Here is a 16565-nt window from a genome sequence, read left to right as displayed (position 1 = left end):
ATGATTCTGGATGGACGCCTTGACGCCTCGGTGCAGGCCGCCGCGCAGGCCCTGGCGCGCGGCGAACTGCTGGGCCTGCCCACCGAGACGGTGTACGGCCTGGCGGCCGACGCCGACAACGACGCGGCCGTGGCGCAGATCTTTGCCGCCAAGGGACGCCCCGCCAGCCACCCGCTGATCGTGCACGTGGCCGACGCCGCGGCCATCACCCGCTACGCCAAGGAAGTGCCGCTGTTCGCGCAGCAACTCATCGACGCCTTCTGGCCCGGCCCGCTCACGCTCATCCTGCCGCGCCTGCCCCACGCCGCCGTGGCCTCCACGGGCGGGCAGGACAGCGTGGGCCTGCGCTGCCCCGCGCACGCCGTGGCCCATGCCGTGCTGGCGGCCTGCCAGCGGCTGGAGCCCCCCGTGTGGGGCGTGGCCGCGCCCAGCGCCAACCATTTCGGCCGCGTGAGCCCGACCACCGCGCAGCATGTGGCCGAGGAATTCGGCGACGGCCTGCTGGTGCTGGACGGCGGCGCCTGCACCGTCGGCATCGAGTCCACCATCATCGACTGCACGCGCGGCGTGCCCGTGGTGCTGCGCCCCGGCGCCATCTCGCGCGAGGACGTGCAGCGCGCCTGCGGCCAACGACCGCTATCGAAAGAAGAGCTGCCAGCGCTGACCCCACGGGCTTCAGGCACACTTTTAGCCCATTACGCCCCAACGGCGCGCGTGCGCCTGATGGACGCCAAGCAGCTGCAGGCCGGACTGGATGTGCTGGGGGCGGACGCGGCCCACATCGCCGTGTATGCACGCGCGCCGCTGCGCGCGGCGTCGTCGAAGATCCTTGTGCGGCGCATGCCCGATGACGCCGCCGCCACCGCGCAGCAGCTGTTCGCCGCGCTGCGCGGCTTCGACGAGGCCGGAGTGAAGCTGATCTGGATCGAAACGCCGCCCGATGCGCCCGCATGGGAAGGCGTGCGCGACCGCCTGCAGCGCGCCGCGGCCGCGGGCTGACGCGCCTACATCAAGCTACAAGCCTTGTCCGCACCCTCGTTACACTCTCGCCCACTTCAATCGGAGAAATACATGGCAGCAAATTGGATGCGCCGCACTCTTGTGGCCGCCGCCTGTGCATCGGCCGCGCTGCTCGCGGCCTGCGGTTCCAGCAGCACTGAATCGGCAATCTCGCCCCAGCGCTTCATCGCCTTCGGCGACGGCCTGGCCGACGTGGGCCAGAAGGGCTCCAGCTACACGATCAACGACGGCAGCATCAACAACTGGATGCTGCGCATTTCCTCCAACTACGGCGGCACCTTGAAGCCCGTGTCGGCAGGCGGCTTGAGCTACGCGCAGGGCAATGCCCGCGTGACGGCCACCCCCGACGCCGCAGGCAACGCCGCCACCCCCACGGTCACGCAGCAGATCGACCAGTTCCTGGCTGCCAACAAGTTTGCCGACACCGATCTGGTGATGCTGAGCGCCGGTGGGAGCGACATCATCGCCGGCATGGCCGCTGTGCAGGCCGGAACGCTCACCGAAGAGCAGTACGTGGCTGCCGCTGGCAAGGCAGGCCAGGAGCTGGCCGCGCAAGTGCGCCGCCTGTCGGACGCGGGCGCCAAGCACATCCTGATGACCGGCACCTACGACCTGAGCCGCACACCCTGGGCCAAGGCCATCAAGAAGGAAAGCCTCATCAGCAGCGCCAGCCGCCGCTTCAATGACGACCTGCTGGTCAACATCGTGGACATGGGCAAGACCGTGCTCTACGTGGACGTGGCCTACTACGTGAACCTGTTCGAGGGCTCGCCCGGCGGGTACGGCTTCACCGACAGCAGCACACCCGTGTGCACGTCGGTGGACGCAGGCCCGGGCATCGGCATCGGCGCGGGCGAGGTGAACTCCGCGCTGTGCACCACCGCCACGCTGCTGCCCAACGCCAACCCGGACCGCTTCCTGTTCGCCGACAAGGTGTACATCACTCCGGCCGCGCACCGCGAATTCGGCAACTACGCCTACGACCGCCTGCGCAACCGCTGGTAAGCAAGTACGCCGCCCGCGGGGCACCCGCCGGCGGCCACACCGGTGCTGCGCCGGCCAGCCACGGGGGCGCATCCGCCCCCGTTCGCTCCCCTGATCGTCAGAGCCCCCAAAAAAAAGAGGCCAGCCCCGCAAGGAGCCGGCCTTTCAAGCCTCGGAGACGAAAACCTGGGGCACTTCGCGCACCCCGCGGCGCGCCCCCTCCCTCGGCGCCTGGGGCGCTCTCAGAACCGGTAGCCCACCCCCACCGCCACCACGTTGGGGTTCAGCCGCATGCCGATGCTCTGGCCGCTGGACAAGTGGGCCGTGGTCTTGAGGAAGCTCTTGTAGTACGCGACGTCCAGGAACCAGCGCTCGCTGAAGTTCCAGACAAAACCCACCTGCGCCGTAAAGCCCCATTTGTTGTCGATGTGGGCCGTGGTGGGGTTGGCGGGCGAGCCGCCCGTGACGGCCGTCAGCGCCGCCGTGCTGCGGTTCTTGAAGAACTTGCTGTAGGTCACGCCCAAGCCCAGGTACGGCCGCAGCGCGGCCTGGGCCTCGCCGAAGCGGTACTGCGCGAACAGCGTGGCCGGCACCACCTTCGTCTGGCCGAGCTTGCCCACGCCGGCGATCGCGCCGTCGCCGTAGAACGAATGCTGGAACGGCAGGCCCACGGGCAAGTCCAGCGCCCAATGGTCGGTGAGCATGTAGTTGATGCCGCCTGTGAGTGCCGTGTCCGCACCCACGTCCACATGGGTGTGGGGAAAGCTCGGCTCGCTCAGGTCGCCGCTTTTGGTCTGCGGCATGATGCGTGTGAAGCCTGCGCGCACACTGAACGTACCGGCCTGCTGGGCCTGGGCCGCAGCGCACGCGGCGGCCAGGGCCAGCACGCAGCCGGCCCGCAAGAATTGCTGTGTCATGGATCGGTTGTGAGAAATGTCTGCGCAAAAGCGCTCAGAGCCAGCCCGCCTGGGACAGCGAACGCGACACCAGTTGCCCCATCAGCTGATGGCCGAAGGGCGTGGGGTGGAAGCTGTCGGCAAAGCCGTAGCTCTTCCACCAGTCGGCCCCGCCGGTGGCGCCGGCCGGCGGCGTCATGGCCGACAGCGCGGCCGCCGTGCAGGTGGGGAAACTGTAGGTGGGCAGGCCGTCGCTGCCCACGCCGGTAGCGGGGCAGGCCGGCGTGGTCACGTTGGTGTAGGCGTACTGCGCGGGATGCTCGGCCTGGTCCTTGAACGAGGCATAGAAATCCACCACGGTGAGACGCCCATCGCCCGCCAGCGCCGCGGCCAGCTTGGCGTTGAAGGCCTGCACCCAGCCATCGAACAGCGTCTGCGCCTGGGCCGCGGCCGCCGCGCCGTTGGCGGCGGAAATGGATGCCAGCACCATGCGGAACTTGGGCGTGAGCGTCACGCCGGGCATGTTCAGCACGGCCACGCGCGTCGCGCCCTTGTCCAGCGTCTGCGCCTTGATCGTGGCCGCGAACTGGGTGGCCAGCGCCTGCATGTAGGCGCCGCCTGCCTGGGCCATGCCGGTGGCGCCGCCCGCGAGCAGGCTGTTCACCGTGGCGGCGTCCAGCACCGTGCCCAGCAGGGCCGCGTAGGCCTTGCCGCCGTCCCTTGAAGCCCCCAGGTAGGCGCCGATCAGGTCGGCCGCATCGTTGCCGCCACCGTCGATGAGCACCAGGTCACCCGCGGCATAGCCGGCGGCGCCCGCATCCTTGAGCTGTTGGAGGATGGACACGGGCGAGGTGGGCGCCGTGAAGTTGTTGATGCGCCCGCCGCCTACCGCGTAGTTGGTGCAGTCGGCCTTGGCGCTGAAGCTGCCTCCCGCGGAAACATAGTGCGGGCACAGCGTGCGGCCATAACTGGCGGCCACGCGCTCGGGCCAGATGGCCGTGGAGCCCGCGCCCGTAGGGGCCGTGCCCTGGACCGTGAACTTCAGCCCGAAGGTGCCGCTGTCCGCCAGGCTGTCGCCCATCACCTTGACTGCGGTGACCGCCGTGGCGGGCGTGGTGTCGGCGCCGCCGCCCCCGCAGGCCGCCAGAACGGCGGCGGAAACGGCAACGGCTACCCACTGCATGCGTGGTTTCATCAGGAACTCCTGTTATGAATAGAACGAACGTTCGTTTTTTTCAGGAATATTACCGATGAAGCGCGACAGGCCGTCTGCGGGTAAATACCAACATCGGAGGCATCCCGCCGCGCCGCGCGGGCAGCACGACACGTCTGCCGGTGGGCCGGCCCGGGCGTTCGATGGCGGACGGCGGCTGCGCCGGCTCAGCGGTCGCTCGCGGCCCAGTCCACCAGCGCGTCCAGGGCCGGGCGTGCCGCGGAGGCATTCGGGTGGTTGACGAAGCCCACCAGCACATAGCGCCGGCCGCCCGCGGCATGCACATAGCCGGCCAGCGCCACCACGTCGCGCAGCGCACCCGTCTTGAGGTGCGCGAAGCCCGCAGCCTGGCCCTGGCGGCGGCGCAGCGTCCCGTCCACCCCGGCAATGGGCAGCGATGCCATGAATTCCGGCATCACCGGCGACGCCCAGGCATGCTGCAGCATGCGCGCAAGCGCCCGCGCGCTCACGCGCGCCTCGCGGCTCAAGCCGGCGCCGTTGTCCACCACCGGCATCTCGGCGGCGCCCAGGCGCTGGCGCCACCACTGTGCAAGCACGCTGCGCGCCTGGTCGAAGCTGCCTGCGCCGGCTTTTTGCAGCCCCAGCGTCAAAAACACCTGCTGCGTCATGACGTTGTTGCTGTACTTGTTGATGTCGCGCACCACCTCCGACAACGGCGGCGAGGTACTGCCGAATGCCGGCGCCAGCCCCGCGGGCACCTTGCCGTCGCGCACGCGGCCGGTGAGCTTGCCGCCCAGTTCGCGCCACATGCCTTCCACCGCGCGCGCCGCGTAGCCGCCGGGGTCGGCCGGTGCGATGGACCACTCGCGTTCGCCGCAGGCCGCCGGGTACACGCCCTGGAAGGCGATGCGCGCAGGGTCCGCGAAATCCGCCCGCAGCCCTGCACGCCAATCGCCGCAGGCCGCGCCCTGCGCCGCCAGCGGCACGGTGGCGGGCAGTTCCACCTGGGCCAGCGGCGGCTCATAGCGCAGCCGCGCCACGCCGGCCGCCAGATCCGGCACGAAGCCGATGGACACCGCCTTGTAGTTGAGCAGCAGCGCGTCGGGCGCGGCGTTGTAGGGACGCCAGGGCTCGCCGTCGAACAGCGCCGGATCGTGCGCCGGCAGCGCGAAGGCGCTGCGGTCCAGCACGATGTCGCCCAGGATCACCTCGACCCCCGTCGCACGCAGGCGGCGCATGAGCAGCCACAGGCGCTCCACCACCAGCTTGGGGTCGCCCTGCCCCTTGATGTACACGTTGCCGCGCAGGCTGCCGCCCTGGGGCGCGGCGTCCAGGTACACGGGCGTGTCCCAGGTGAATGCCGGCCCCAGCAGGTCCAGCGCCGCATACGTCGTGACCAGCTTCATGACCGAGGCCGGGTTGGCGGGCGCATCGGCGCGGTGGGCCAGGCGCGGCTGGCGCCCCTCGACCTCCACCACCAAGGCGGAGAGTGCTTCGCGCGGCACCTTGGCGCGCTGCAGCGCGGCCTCGACGGAAGGGGGCAAGGCCGATGCATCGGCGGGCACAGGCTGGGCGCCCGCCCAGGGCGTCAGGAAGGCCAGGGCCAGCGCCCACCCGGCCGCACAGCGCAGGCGGCGGGCCTGCCCAAGGAAAGAAAACGACATGGCGGCAAGTTTAGGGGGCGCCATGGCCGCCCGCCCCGCCATGGCTTGGCGCGCAGCCGATAATCACGCCCTCCATGAACCTGCTTGCCTTCGACACCAGTACCGACGCGCTGTCCATCGCCGTGCAACACGGCGCGCGCGTGTGGCAGCACAGCGGCGCCGGCGGCGCACAGGCCTCGGCCACGCTGATCCCGGCCATCCGCGACTTGCTCGCGCAGGCCGGACTGTCGTTCGATCAGCTGGATGCCGTGGTGTTCGGGCGCGGCCCGGGCTCGTTCACGGGGCTGCGCACCGCGTGCGCGGTGGCCCAGGGCCTGGCCTTTGGCGCGCGCGGCGGGCAAGGCGTTCCCGTGCTGCCGGTGGACACGCTGCTCGCCGTGGCCGAAGAGGCCCGCGCGCAGCACGGCTGCACGCGGGTGGTGGCGACGCTGGACGCCCGTATGAACGAGGTCTACGCGGCACCCTTTGAGTGGCAGGCCGACGGCCGCTGGCAGGTGCCGCAGGACTTCCAGCTGCTGGCGCCCGAGGCCCTGGCCGTGGCGGATGGCTGGACGGTTGCCGGCAATGCCCACGCCGCCTATGGCGAGCGCCTCGCGCCGCAGGCCCCGCACATGCACGCCCTGCCTACGGCGGCGGCCCTGCTGCGGCTGACACCGGCGCTGCTGGCCGCGGGCGCGGGCGTGGCGGCCGACGCAGCGCTGCCGCGCTACATCCGCGATAAAGTGGCGCAAACCACCGCCGAGCGAGAAGCCGCCCGCCAAGCCGCGCCGGCCCCCCAGACATGAGCGCCATCGTCCAGCCCCCCCACGCCTTCGAAGCCGCCTTTGAGCCGCTGACGCCCGCGCGGCTGGATGCGCTCCTGGCCATCGAGAACAGCGCCTATAGCCATCCCTGGACACGCGGCAACTTCATCGACGCCATGGCCGCCGGCTACCAGGCCCAGTTGCTCGTGGCCGATGGACAGATCCTGGGCTACTTCGTCGCCATGCGCGGCGTGGACGAGGTGCACCTGCTCAACATCACCGTGGCGCCCGCCTTCCAGCGCCAGGGCTGGGCCCATGTGATGCTGGACGCGCTGGCCGTGTGGGCGCGCGGCCAGGGCGCGCAATGGCTGTGGCTGGAGGTGCGCGCGAGCAACGAGCGCGCGCGGCGCATCTATGAAGTCCACGGCTACCGCCGTGTGGGCGAGCGCAAGCGCTACTACCCCGCCGCGGACGGCGAGCGCGAGGACGCCGTGGTGATGAGCCTGCTGCTATGAGCCTGTCCCTGGACGCGCGCCAACGCGCCATGCTGCAAGAGATGGGCGTCACCGTCTGGGCGCCGCCGCCCGCACGCCCGCTGCCGCCCCCAGTGGCCGCGCCTGCGCAAGCGGAAGCGGCCATCGCATCCGCCGCCGCGCCCACGCCAGTGCTGCACGCACAACCCACGCCAGCCGCGCCATCCGCCCCGCGCCAGCCCGCGCATGCCGCTGCCCCTGCCGCACCCGCGTCCGAGCCGCGCACGGCCGGCGCCGCGCCCACCGGCCTGCTGCTGCGCGCGCCCGTGGCGCTGTACCCGCAGGCCGACGCCCAGGCCGTTCCGCCCGAGCTGGGCGCCGGCTGGCTGGTGGTGCTGGAAAGCCCCACGCCAGCCGAGCCGCTGGCGGGCGACAGCGGCCGCCTGCTGGACAACATGCTGCGCGCCATGCGCCTGCACCGGCACCCGCGCACCTTCGTCGCCACGCTGAACCGGCACGCGCCGGGCCTGACCGCCGAGGGGTTGGAGCCCGCCGCCGGCCTGCAACAGGCGCTGCAGACGCTGCGCCCCTCCCTGGTGCTGGTGCTGGGCCTGGGCGCGGCGCGCGTGGTGCTGGGCAGCCGCGAGCCCCTGGGGCGCCTGCGCGCCACCGCGCACCACCTGCCAGACGGCACGCCCGCCGTGGTGAGCTACGACCCCGCCTACCTGCTGCGCGCACCCGATGCCAAGGCCGCCGCCTGGGCCGACCTGTGCCGCGCGCTGGCCCTGGTGCGGCGCAGCACCGCACCCTGACCCGCCGCACCCTGATCCGCCGCGACCGGACGGCCCGCCCGGCACGCGCCTGGCGGGGTACGGCGCGCACCCAATACCCGACGCGGGTTTCCCCTCTGCAAGTCCCCTCCCCTGGGCTGCCCACAATACCTATGCAAATCTTTTCATAGGCAAGGCGTCCCCTGCCCTGGGCGCCGGTACCCAAGGAGACATTCATGCAAAAGGTGTTGCACATCAACGCCGACAAGTGCACCGGCTGCCTGCAGTGCGAGATGGCCTGCTCTTTCGAGAACTACGGCGTCTACGCCACCGCCAAATCGCGCATCAAGGTGTTCGACTTCCATACCACGGGCAAGAAGGTGCCCTACACCTGCACCCAGTGCGACGAGGCCTGGTGCCTGCACGCCTGCCCGGTGGAGGCGATCACGGTGGACAAGCTGAGCGGCGCCAAGATCGTGTCCGAGTCCACCTGCGTGGGCTGCAAGGTCTGCACCATCGCCTGCCCCTTCGGCACCATCAACTACGTGGCCGACACGGGCAAGGTGCAAAAGTGCGACCTGTGCCACGACCGCGCCGAGGGCCCGGCCTGCGTGGAGGCCTGCCCGACCACGGCCATCACCTACATCGACGCCAACTGGACCGGCCTGGAGCGCATGAAGCAATGGGCCGACAAGCTGGGCAATCAAGCCAATCAGCCCGCTGGCGCTTGACCACCAAACGCTAGCAGCTATCAATCAAGGAGCACACATCATGTCCTGGGCTGGCAAGATTCTGCGCGTCAACCTGAGCGCGGGCACCGTTACCCCCGAGCCGCTGAACATGGACTGGGCACGCCAGTACCTGGGTTCGCGCGGCCTGGGCACCAAGTACCTGGTCAGCGAGATCGACCCCCAGGTCGACCCGCTGTCGCCGGACAACAAGATCATCTGGGCCACGGGTCCGCTCACGGGCACCATGGCCTCCACGGGCGGGCGCTACACCGTCATCACCAAGGGGCCGCTCACCGGCGCCATCGCCTGCTCCAACTCGGGCGGCTACTGGGGTGCCGAGCTGAAGATGGCCGGCTGGGACATGGTCATCTTCGAAGGCAAGTCCCCCAAGCCCGTGTACCTGTACATCAACGACGACGTGGCCGAGCTGCGCGACGCCGCCGACCTCTGGGGCAAGAGCGTGTGGGAGACCGAGGAGCACCTCAAGACCACGCTGCAGGACCCGCTCACGCGCATCTCCGGCATCGGCCGCGCGGGCGAGAACCAGGTACTGTTCGCCGCCGTGGTCAATGACCTGCACCGCGCCGCGGGCCGCTCGGGCGTGGGCGCGGTCATGGGCAGCAAGAACCTCAAGGCCATCGCCGTGCGCGGCACCAAGGGCGTGGGCAACATCCGCGATCCCAAGGCCTTCATGGCCGAGACCTTCGCGCGCAAGAAGATCCTGCACGACAACGCCGTCACCGGCCAGGGCCTGCCCACCTACGGCACGCAGGTGCTGATGAACGTGATCAACGAGGTGGGCGCCCTGCCCACGCGCAACCACCGCGACGTGCAGTTCGAAGGCGCCAAGGACATCTCCGCCGAGGCCATGGCCACGCCGCGCGCCAGCGACGGCAAGAAGCACCTGGTGACCAACCAGGCGTGCTTTGGCTGCACCATCGCCTGCGGGCGCATCAGCAAGATCGACGAGACGCACTTCACCGTGGTCAACAAGCCGCAGTACTGGGGCGCCAGCGGCGGCCTGGAATACGAGGCCGCCTGGGCCCTGGGTGCGGCCAACGGCGTGAACGACCTGGAATGCCTGCAGTACGTGAACCTGCTGTGCAACGAGCAAGGGATCGACCCCATCAGCTTCGGCGCCACCGTGGGCGCGGTGATGGAGCTGTACGAAATGGGCGTGCTCACCCGCGAGCAGATCGGCATTGAGGCGCCCTTCGGCTCGGCCAAGGCGCTGGCCTTCCTGGCCGAAGAAACCATCCACGGCCGCGGCTTTGGCAAGGAGGTGGGCCAGGGCTCCAAGCGCCTGTGCACCAAGTACGGCCATCCTGATTTGTCCATGTCCTCCAAGGGCCAGGAGTTCCCCGCCTACGACGGCCGCGCCATCCAGGGCATCGGCCTGGCCTACGCCACCAGCAACCGCGGCGGCTGCCACCTGCGCGGCTACACCATCGCGTCCGAGATCCTGGGCATCCCCGTCAAGACCGAGCCTACGGCCACCGAGGGCAAGCCCGAGCTGGTCAAGGCTTTCCAGGATGCGACGGCGGCGTTTGACTCGGCCGGCGTGTGCATCTTCACCACCTTCGCCTGGAGCCTGCCCGACCTCGCCCCTCAACTGCAGGCGGCGTGCGACGAAGGCTTCACGGTGCCGGAGCTGGAGAAGATCGGCGAGCGCATCTGGAACATGGAGCGCGAGTTCAACAACGCCGCCGGCTTCACCAAGGCCGACGACAGCCTGCCCCGGCGCCTGCTGACCGAGGCGGCCAAGACCGGCGGCTCCAAGGGCACGGTGAGCCACCTGCCCGAAATGCTGCCCAAGTATTACGCCGTGCGCGGCTGGGACCCCGAAGGCCGGCCCACACCCGAGACGCGCGCGCGCCTGGGACTGTGAGGCCACCTGCCGCGGGCCACGGCAGGGGCCTGCCCGCGGCGCAAGGATAAAAGGCAAATCGGCATGCAGCGCATACCTATCCTGCGTTAGCAGCTATCAATACTGCAGCAACCGAGCATCCCTATGCACCACCTGATCCTCGGGGCCGGCCCGGCCGGCGTCATCGCCGCGGAAACCCTGCGCAAGCATGCGCCGGGCGACCGCATCACCCTCGTGGGCGACGAGGCCGAGCCGCCCTACTCGCGCATGGCCATCCCCTACCTGCTGGTGGGCGACATCGACGAGCGCGGCACCTACCTGCGCAAGCGCGCCGACCACTTCGCACAGCAGCGCATCGACCGCCTGAGCGCGCGCGCCGCGGGCGTGGATGTGCAGGCCCGCACCGTCACGCTGGAGGGTGGCGTCACGCTGGCTTTCGACCGGCTGCTCATCGCCACCGGCTCCCACCCCGTGCGCCCGCCCATCCCCGGGCTGGACCTGCCGGGCGTGCAGACCTGCTGGACGCTGGCCGATGCGCGTGCCATCGCCGCGCGCGCCCGGCGCGGCGCGCGCGTGCTGCAAATGGGCGCGGGCTTCATCGGCTGCATCATCATGGAGGCGTTGCAAAAGCGCGGCGTGCAGCTCAGCGTGGTCGAGATGGGCGACCGCATGGTCCCGCGCATGATGGGCGCGGTGGCCGGCGGCATGATCCGCGACTGGTGCGAGCGCCAGGGCGTGCAGGTGTTCACGGGCCACAAGGTCGAACGCATCGCCCGCGCACAAGGTGAAGGCGGCGACGCGCTGCGCGTGCACCTGTCGGGCGGCAGGGTGCTGGATGCCGACCTCGTCATCAGCGCCACGGGCGTGCGCCCGGCCATTGGCTTTCTGGCGGGCAGTGGCGTCACCTGCCTGCAGGGCGTGTTGACCGACGAGCGCATGCAGACCAACGTGCCCGGCATCTATGCCGCGGGCGACTGCGCCGAGGCGTTCGACCCTTTCACGCGCAAGACCGTGGTCAGCGCCATCCAGCCCAACGCGGCCGAGCAGGCGCGCGTGGCGGCGCTCAACATGCTGGGGCTTCCCGCGGCGCTGGCGGTGGTCACGCAGATCAACGTGCTGGACACGCTGGGGCTCATCTCCACCAGCTTCGGCAACTGGCAGGGCGTGCCCGGCGGCGAACAGGTGGCGCTGACCGACGCGGCGGCCGGCAAACACCTGAGCCTGCAGTTCGAGGGCGACCGGCTCATCGGCTGCAACTCCGTGGGCATGACGCAGCACGTGGGCGCCATGCGCGGCCTGGTGGAAGGCCAGGTGCGCCTGGGCCCCTGGAAGGAACACCTGCGCCGCGACCCCACGCGGCTGATGGAGGCCTACCTGGCCTGCGCCCAGGCGCAGGGGCACTGGAGCGGCGCACAGGACGCGCGCCGGCGCTGAGGCCAGGGAATTTGCTATGCTAAAAGTAGCTGTCAGCGCTTATCCCACAAGCGCAAACGGCTGATTTGGCATGAAAACCGGATAGGCACATGCGCATCACTTTCAAGCTCTTTGCCTCGCTCACCGACTACCTGCCGCCCGAGGTGCGCCCAGGCAACCAGATGGCGCTGGAAGTCGCCCCCACGCAGAGCATCAGCCAGATCATCGCGCCTTTCCGCCTGCCGCCGGACATGGTGCACCTGGTGCTGGTCAACGGCCGCTACATCGCCCCCGCGGCGCGCGCCACCACCACGCTGCACGAGGGCGACGCGCTCGCCATCTGGCCGCCGATCGCCGGCGGCTGAATCGCAGCCTCCTACCCTCCCCGCACCTTTTGAGCGATTGGCCTGACCACTTCACGCGCGACATGAGCTGCGCGCCCGCCGAATGGCAGCGGCTGCTGCAGCGGGCGCTGGCGGGGCACGACTGGGCCGCACAGGGCGACGCCCAGGTACGCATCGCGCTCGCGGGGGGCGCGCTCACGCTGCAGTGGGCGCCGGGGCCTGCGCGCCAGATCGCGCTGCTGCGCCTGCCCACGCTGCACCTGCACTTTGCGTTCGACGGCGTCCCGCCCGCCGAGCGCCAGGCTTTCATGCGGCACCTGGACCTGCACACGCACCGCGGCGGGGGGTGATGCGGTGCGGCGCCTTTCCCCCGAAAAGGCGCCAAGAACGTGTCATGCGGCGGTGCTTCCATTGGGGAGCGGATGCGATAATTCCCGTCTTGCACAACGTATGGAGACAGCTCCGTGGAAACCTACCCTAGTTGGTAGCTTTCAGCCTCCCGGCCCATTGACATGCCGAAGGGACTGAAAGCGCCCCCCGCCCCTTTTGCAGACGCCACAAGACAACCGGGAGAGTGAGCCATGCTCAACATCTTTACGCTCGCCAACGGCCGGCTCGTCCAGGAAGAAATCGAGTCCCTGGAAGAGCTGGCGCGCTTTCAGCCGATCTGGGTGGACCTGGAGTCCCCCACGCTGGAAGAAAAGCGCTGGATCAAGCAGCACTACGGCCTGTCCATCCCCGAAGATGCGATGGACGAGGACATCGAAGAGTCCGCGCGCTTTTACGAGGAAGACAACGGCGAGCTGCACATCCGCAGCGACTTTCTGGTGGATGTGGACGACGAGCCCGCCTCGGCCCGCGTGGCTTTCATCCTGAACCTGGTCAACGACACCCTCAAGAGCAAGGGCGTGCTGTTTTCCATCCACGACGAGGACATCCCCGTCTTTCGCCTGCTGCGCATGCGCGCACGCCGCGCCCCCGGCCTGATCGACGATGCCAAGGACGTGCTGCTGAGCCTCTTCGACACCGATGCCGAGTATTCCGCCGATACGCTGGAGGGCATCTACGACGACCTGGAAGAGGTGAGCACCCAGGTGCTGGCCGGCAACGTGACCGACGCACGCGCCGGCGAGGTGCTGGCGGCCATTGCGCGGCAGGAGGACTTGAACGGCCGCATCCGCCGCAACGTGATGGACACGCGCCGCGCGGTGAGCTTCATGATGCGCAGCCGCATGCTCAGCTCCGAGCAGTTCGAGGACGCGCGCCAGATCCTGCGCGACATCGAGTCGCTGGACAGCCACACGGCCTTCCTGTTCGACAAGATCAACTTCCTGATGGACGCCACGGTCGGTTTCATCAACATCAACCAGAACAAGATCATCAAGATCTTCTCCGTGGCCAGCGTGGCCCTGCTGCCACCGACGCTGATCGCCAGCGTCTACGGCATGAACTTCAAGTTCATGCCCGAGCTGGACTGGCAGTACGGCTACCCCTACGTGCTGGCACTGATGGTGGCCAGCGCGCTGGGGCCGATGCTGTACTTCCGCAAGCGGGGCTGGTTGAAATAGGGAACATTCCCCTGAGCGGCTGCGCCGCTTCCCCCTTCTCTCGCACCGCTGCGCGCTGCGGGAAGGGGGACGACGCCGGTGGCCTGGCGAAGCCCGTTCCACGGCGTCCGCTGGGGCGGCCTGCTCCGCGGCCATCGGACTGTCGAGGCGTGTGACAGTTTTGAAGAAATTGGCCTCTAGCGCTTATATAGCAAGCGCTGATAGCTCCTGTTTTCAGAGCATCCGCACGAAGCGCTGCACGATGTGGTCCGCATAGCGGCTGGCCACGTTCTGCACGAAGTGGGCGAAGTCGACATGCGCACTGTCGTCCGCGCGGTCGGAGATGGTGCGCACCGCCGCAAACGGCAGGGCGTAGTCGCGGCAGACCTGGGCCACGGCGGCGCCTTCCATCTCCACGGCCAGCACGTCGTGGTCCGACGCCAGCAGCGCCGCGCGCAACGCGCTGGATTCCTGCGCCGTGGAGACGAAGCGGTCGCCGCTGGCCATCAGGCCGTGGTGCACCTGCGGGGCGCGCGCAGCGTTGGGAAGATCAGCAACGAAATGGGCTCCAGCGTCCGCCAGGTAAGCGCGAGCAGCTTCCAAAAGCAGAGCATTCAGCGCCGCATCGCAGTCCATGCGCGCACGGCCGTAGCCCGGCACTTCCCAGCGCGGGAAGATGGGCGAGGCATCAAAGTCATGCTGCAGGTAGTCCTGCGCGACCACCACATCGCCCACTTGCACGCCCTCGCCCACGCCGCCGGCCACGCCGGTGAACACCATGCGCGCCACGCCAAAGCGCTCGGCCAGCGCTGCGGCCGTGGTGGCCGCCGCCACCTTGCCAATGCCCGACAGTGCCAGCACCACGGGCTGCCCATGCAGGTGGCCGCGCCAGAAGACGCGGCCCGCATGCTCCAGTTGCTCAGGTTGCTGCAGGGCGTGCATGAGGCCGCCCTGCTCTTCGGGCAGGGCGCTGAGGATGGCAGTGGTCATGAGGGTGAGGGCCGGACGTAAAAAAGCCGGGATTATCCCGGCTGGGGGAATGTACGAACGTGTTCACGAGCTTTTCATGGAGCCCGTTGCCCCGCCAAAGCGGCGGATGCAAGGCGCAAAGCGCAGCCGGGCTGGTGGCCCGGCGAGCCTTTGCAACGCCGCAGAGGCCACTTTGGCGGGGCAACGGGCTCTATGAAAAGATCGTGAACACGTCCCAAGAGCCCGCGCGGGGCCCTCGGGTTCTCGGCTTATTTCTTGTCGCGCAGCTCGCGGCGCAGGATCTTGCCGACGGGGGTCTTGGGCAGTTCGGTACGGAACTCGATCACCTTGGGCTGCTTGTAGCCCGTGAGGTTGGCGCGGCAGAAGTCCTTGACCTGCGCCTCGGTGAGCGCCGGGTCCTTCTTGACGATGACCAGCTTCACGGCCTCGCCCGTCTTCTCGTCGGGCACGCCCACCACCGCGCATTCCAGCACGCCGGGCATCAGCGCCACCACGTCCTCCACCTCGTTGGGGTAGACGTTGAAGCCGCTGACCAGCACCATGTCCTTCTTGCGGTCCACCACCTTGAAGTAGCCGCGTGCGTCCATCACGCCGATGTCGCCGGTCTTGAAGTAGCCATCCTCGGTCATGACCTTGGCGGTCTCGTCGGGGCGCTGCCAGTAGCCGGCCATGACCTGCGGGCCCTTGATGGCGATCTCGCCCGCCTGGCCGGTGGCGGAGATGTCGTGCCCCTCGTCGTCCAGGATGCGCATGGAGGTGCTGGGCAACGGCACGCCGATGGTGCCCGAGAACTCCGTGGCGGTGACCGGGTTGCAACTGGCCGACGGGCTGGTCTCCGACAGGCCATAGCCTTCGCAGATGGGACAGCCGGTCTTGTCCAGCCAGAGCTTGGCCACGGCCGCCTGCACAGCCATGCCGCCGCCCACGGAAACCTTGAGGTTCTTCCAGTTGACCGTGTTGAAGTCGGGATGGTTGGCCAGGCCGTTGAACAACGTGTTCACCGCCGGGAAGCTGTGGAACGTGTGCTTGGACAGCTCCTTGAGCACGGCCGGCAGATCGCGTGGATTAGGAATGAGGATGGTTTTGCCGCCCGTGCGCATGGACAGCATCATGTTCACCGTGAACGCGAAGATGTGGTACAGCGGCAGCGCGCACACGGCCGTGGGCTGCTCGCTCTCGGGGATCTTGCTCGTCGCGGGCTTGTTCCAGGCCTCGGACTGCAGCACGTTGGCGATCACGTTGCGGTGCAGCAGCACGGCGCCCTTGCTCACGCCCGTGGTGCCGCCGGTGTACTGCAGCAGTGCGATGTCGTCGCTCTTCAAAGACGGCTTGTTCAACTGCAGGCCGGCGCCCTTGGCCAGCGCGTCGTTGAAGCGCACTGCGCCGGGAAGCTGGTAGGCCGGCACCAGCTTCTTGACGTTGCGCACCACGTAGTTGACCAGCAGGCCCTTGAGCAGGCCCAGCCGGTCGCCCATGGCACACAGCACCACGTGCTGCACGGGGGTGTTGGCGATGCAGGCCTGCAGCGTGGCGGCGAAGTTCTCGATGATGACGATGGCCTTGGCACCCGAGTCCTTGAGCTGGTGCTCCAGTTCGCGCGGGGTGTACAGCGGGTTCACGTTGACCACCACGAAACCCGCGCGCAGCACGGCCGCCACGGCGATCGGGTACTGCGGCACGTTGGGCATCATGAGCGCCACGCGGTCGCCGCGCACCAGGCCCAGGCTCTGCAGGTAGGCCGCGAACTGGCGACTCAGCGCGTCCGTCTCGCGGTAGCTGGTCTCCTTGCCCATGAAGCTGTAGGCCGTGCGGTCCGCATAGTCGCGGAAGGCCTGCTCCATCAGCTCCACCAGCGACGTGTACTGCGTCGGGTCGATGTCGGCAGGAACGCCCTGCGGGTAGGCGCCAAGCCATGGGCGGTCGGTCATAGATGTCTCTCCTGGAATCTT

At 69.1% G+C, this 16565-nt stretch carries 16 protein-coding genes; 11 read left to right on the top strand and 5 right to left on the bottom strand.

Annotation, left to right across the window (positions count from 1 at the left end; translation table 11 throughout):
• Both BA022_RS16505 and BA022_RS16500 read left to right on the top strand, forming a co-directional pair.
• Window positions 1–999, top strand: a complete 999-nt coding sequence (locus BA022_RS16505; RefSeq protein WP_088888183.1) for an L-threonylcarbamoyladenylate synthase — start codon at window positions 1–3, stop codon at window positions 997–999.
• Window positions 1000–1071: 72 nt separating this feature from the next.
• Window positions 1072–2025: an SGNH/GDSL hydrolase family protein gene (locus BA022_RS16500; protein ID WP_015914520.1), complete on the top strand. Its 954-nt coding sequence runs from the start codon at window positions 1072–1074 to the stop codon at window positions 2023–2025.
• Window positions 2026–2246: 221 nt separating this feature from the next.
• Here the strand turns inward: BA022_RS16500 and BA022_RS16495 are convergent, their stop codons facing one another.
• From BA022_RS16495 to dacB, 3 genes are all read right to left on the bottom strand, one after another.
• Window positions 2247–2921, bottom strand: a complete 675-nt coding sequence (locus BA022_RS16495) for an OmpW/AlkL family protein (protein WP_088888182.1) — start codon at window positions 2919–2921, stop codon at window positions 2247–2249.
• A gap of 34 nt (window positions 2922–2955) precedes the next feature.
• The gene (locus tag BA022_RS16490) at window positions 2956–4095 is read right to left on the bottom strand and encodes an SGNH/GDSL hydrolase family protein (protein WP_088888181.1); all 1140 of its coding nucleotides are present in this window, start codon (window positions 4093–4095) and stop codon (window positions 2956–2958) included.
• A 185-nt stretch (window positions 4096–4280) separates the two neighbouring features.
• The gene (gene dacB, locus BA022_RS16485; protein WP_418236097.1) at window positions 4281–5762 is read right to left on the bottom strand and encodes a D-alanyl-D-alanine carboxypeptidase/D-alanyl-D-alanine endopeptidase; all 1482 of its coding nucleotides are present in this window, start codon (window positions 5760–5762) and stop codon (window positions 4281–4283) included.
• Window positions 5763–5812: 50 nt separating this feature from the next.
• Here dacB and tsaB point away from each other — a divergent pair, with 50 nt between their 5' ends.
• The 9 genes from tsaB to corA all read left to right on the top strand — a co-directional run bounded on the left by tsaB (window position 5813) and on the right by corA (window position 13647).
• Entirely contained in the window at window positions 5813–6523 is a 711-nt protein-coding gene (gene tsaB / locus BA022_RS16480; RefSeq protein ID WP_088888179.1) for a tRNA (adenosine(37)-N6)-threonylcarbamoyltransferase complex dimerization subunit type 1 TsaB, read from the top strand.
• Window positions 6520–6996, top strand: a complete 477-nt coding sequence (rimI, locus tag BA022_RS16475; RefSeq protein WP_011807026.1) for a ribosomal protein S18-alanine N-acetyltransferase — start codon at window positions 6520–6522, stop codon at window positions 6994–6996. The genes tsaB and rimI overlap by 4 nt, the downstream gene beginning before the upstream one ends.
• Entirely contained in the window at window positions 6993–7766 is a 774-nt protein-coding gene (locus BA022_RS16470; protein ID WP_088888178.1) for a uracil-DNA glycosylase family protein, read from the top strand. Before rimI ends, BA022_RS16470 begins: the two co-directional genes overlap by 4 nt.
• Before the next feature lie 194 nt (window positions 7767–7960).
• Window positions 7961–8455, top strand: a complete 495-nt coding sequence (locus BA022_RS16465; protein WP_047351546.1) for a 4Fe-4S dicluster domain-containing protein — start codon at window positions 7961–7963, stop codon at window positions 8453–8455.
• Between the two features lie 40 nt (window positions 8456–8495).
• Window positions 8496–10343 (top strand): aldehyde ferredoxin oxidoreductase family protein, encoded by a 1848-nt coding sequence (locus BA022_RS16460; RefSeq protein WP_088888177.1) that lies wholly within the window; start codon window positions 8496–8498, stop codon window positions 10341–10343.
• A gap of 123 nt (window positions 10344–10466) precedes the next feature.
• Complete coding sequence (locus BA022_RS16455) at window positions 10467–11756, top strand: NAD(P)/FAD-dependent oxidoreductase (protein ID WP_088888176.1); 1290 nt, start codon at window positions 10467–10469, stop codon at window positions 11754–11756.
• Window positions 11757–11845: 89 nt separating this feature from the next.
• Window positions 11846–12100: a sulfur carrier protein ThiS gene (gene thiS, locus BA022_RS16450; RefSeq protein WP_088888175.1), complete on the top strand. Its 255-nt coding sequence runs from the start codon at window positions 11846–11848 to the stop codon at window positions 12098–12100.
• A gap of 29 nt (window positions 12101–12129) precedes the next feature.
• Complete coding sequence (locus BA022_RS16445) at window positions 12130–12429, top strand: hypothetical protein (protein WP_228403640.1); 300 nt, start codon at window positions 12130–12132, stop codon at window positions 12427–12429.
• Window positions 12430–12660: 231 nt separating this feature from the next.
• Window positions 12661–13647, top strand: a complete 987-nt coding sequence (gene corA, locus BA022_RS16440; protein ID WP_015914531.1) for a magnesium/cobalt transporter CorA — start codon at window positions 12661–12663, stop codon at window positions 13645–13647.
• A gap of 213 nt (window positions 13648–13860) precedes the next feature.
• Here the strand turns inward: corA and BA022_RS16435 are convergent, their stop codons facing one another.
• Together BA022_RS16435 and BA022_RS16430 are read right to left on the bottom strand one after the other, a co-directional pair.
• Window positions 13861–14616 carry a 5'-methylthioadenosine/adenosylhomocysteine nucleosidase gene (locus tag BA022_RS16435; RefSeq protein WP_088888173.1) on the bottom strand — a complete coding sequence of 252 codons (756 nt, stop codon included), beginning with the start codon at window positions 14614–14616 and terminating at the stop codon, window positions 13861–13863.
• 248 nt (window positions 14617–14864) lie between these two features.
• The gene (locus BA022_RS16430; protein WP_015914533.1) at window positions 14865–16544 is read right to left on the bottom strand and encodes a long-chain-fatty-acid--CoA ligase; all 1680 of its coding nucleotides are present in this window, start codon (window positions 16542–16544) and stop codon (window positions 14865–14867) included.
• Between the last annotated feature and the right edge of the window lie 21 nt (window positions 16545–16565).

Origin of the sequence: Diaphorobacter nitroreducens, assembly GCF_002214645.1 — a bacterium.
GTDB classification, from domain to species: Bacteria; Pseudomonadota; Gammaproteobacteria; order Burkholderiales; family Burkholderiaceae_C; genus Diaphorobacter; species Diaphorobacter nitroreducens.
This window is presented reverse-complemented; position numbering and strand designations above follow the sequence as displayed.

What these genes read in the sequence shown, in the direction of transcription:
- tsaB (WP_088888179.1), top strand. Translation starts at nt 5,813, where the DNA reads ATGAACCTGCTTGCCTTCGACACCAGTACCGACGCGCTGTCCATCGCC.
- corA (WP_015914531.1), top strand. Translation starts at nt 12,661, where the DNA reads ATGCTCAACATCTTTACGCTCGCCAACGGCCGGCTCGTCCAGGAAGAA.
- thiS (WP_088888175.1), top strand. Translation starts at nt 11,846, where the DNA reads ATGCGCATCACTTTCAAGCTCTTTGCCTCGCTCACCGACTACCTGCCG.
- BA022_RS16505 (WP_088888183.1), top strand. Translation starts at nt 1, where the DNA reads ATGATTCTGGATGGACGCCTTGACGCCTCGGTGCAGGCCGCCGCGCAG.
- BA022_RS16465 (WP_047351546.1), top strand. Translation starts at nt 7,961, where the DNA reads ATGCAAAAGGTGTTGCACATCAACGCCGACAAGTGCACCGGCTGCCTG.
- rimI (WP_011807026.1), top strand. Translation starts at nt 6,520, where the DNA reads ATGAGCGCCATCGTCCAGCCCCCCCACGCCTTCGAAGCCGCCTTTGAG.
- BA022_RS16470 (WP_088888178.1), top strand. Translation starts at nt 6,993, where the DNA reads ATGAGCCTGTCCCTGGACGCGCGCCAACGCGCCATGCTGCAAGAGATG.
- BA022_RS16460 (WP_088888177.1), top strand. Translation starts at nt 8,496, where the DNA reads ATGTCCTGGGCTGGCAAGATTCTGCGCGTCAACCTGAGCGCGGGCACC.
- dacB (WP_418236097.1), bottom strand. Translation starts at nt 5,762, where the DNA reads ATGGCGCCCCCTAAACTTGCCGCCATGTCGTTTTCTTTCCTTGGGCAG.
- BA022_RS16435 (WP_088888173.1), bottom strand. Translation starts at nt 14,616, where the DNA reads ATGACCACTGCCATCCTCAGCGCCCTGCCCGAAGAGCAGGGCGGCCTC.
- BA022_RS16430 (WP_015914533.1), bottom strand. Translation starts at nt 16,544, where the DNA reads ATGACCGACCGCCCATGGCTTGGCGCCTACCCGCAGGGCGTTCCTGCC.
- BA022_RS16490 (WP_088888181.1), bottom strand. Translation starts at nt 4,095, where the DNA reads ATGAAACCACGCATGCAGTGGGTAGCCGTTGCCGTTTCCGCCGCCGTT.
- BA022_RS16500 (WP_015914520.1), top strand. Translation starts at nt 1,072, where the DNA reads ATGGCAGCAAATTGGATGCGCCGCACTCTTGTGGCCGCCGCCTGTGCA.
- BA022_RS16495 (WP_088888182.1), bottom strand. Translation starts at nt 2,921, where the DNA reads ATGACACAGCAATTCTTGCGGGCCGGCTGCGTGCTGGCCCTGGCCGCC.
- BA022_RS16455 (WP_088888176.1), top strand. Translation starts at nt 10,467, where the DNA reads ATGCACCACCTGATCCTCGGGGCCGGCCCGGCCGGCGTCATCGCCGCG.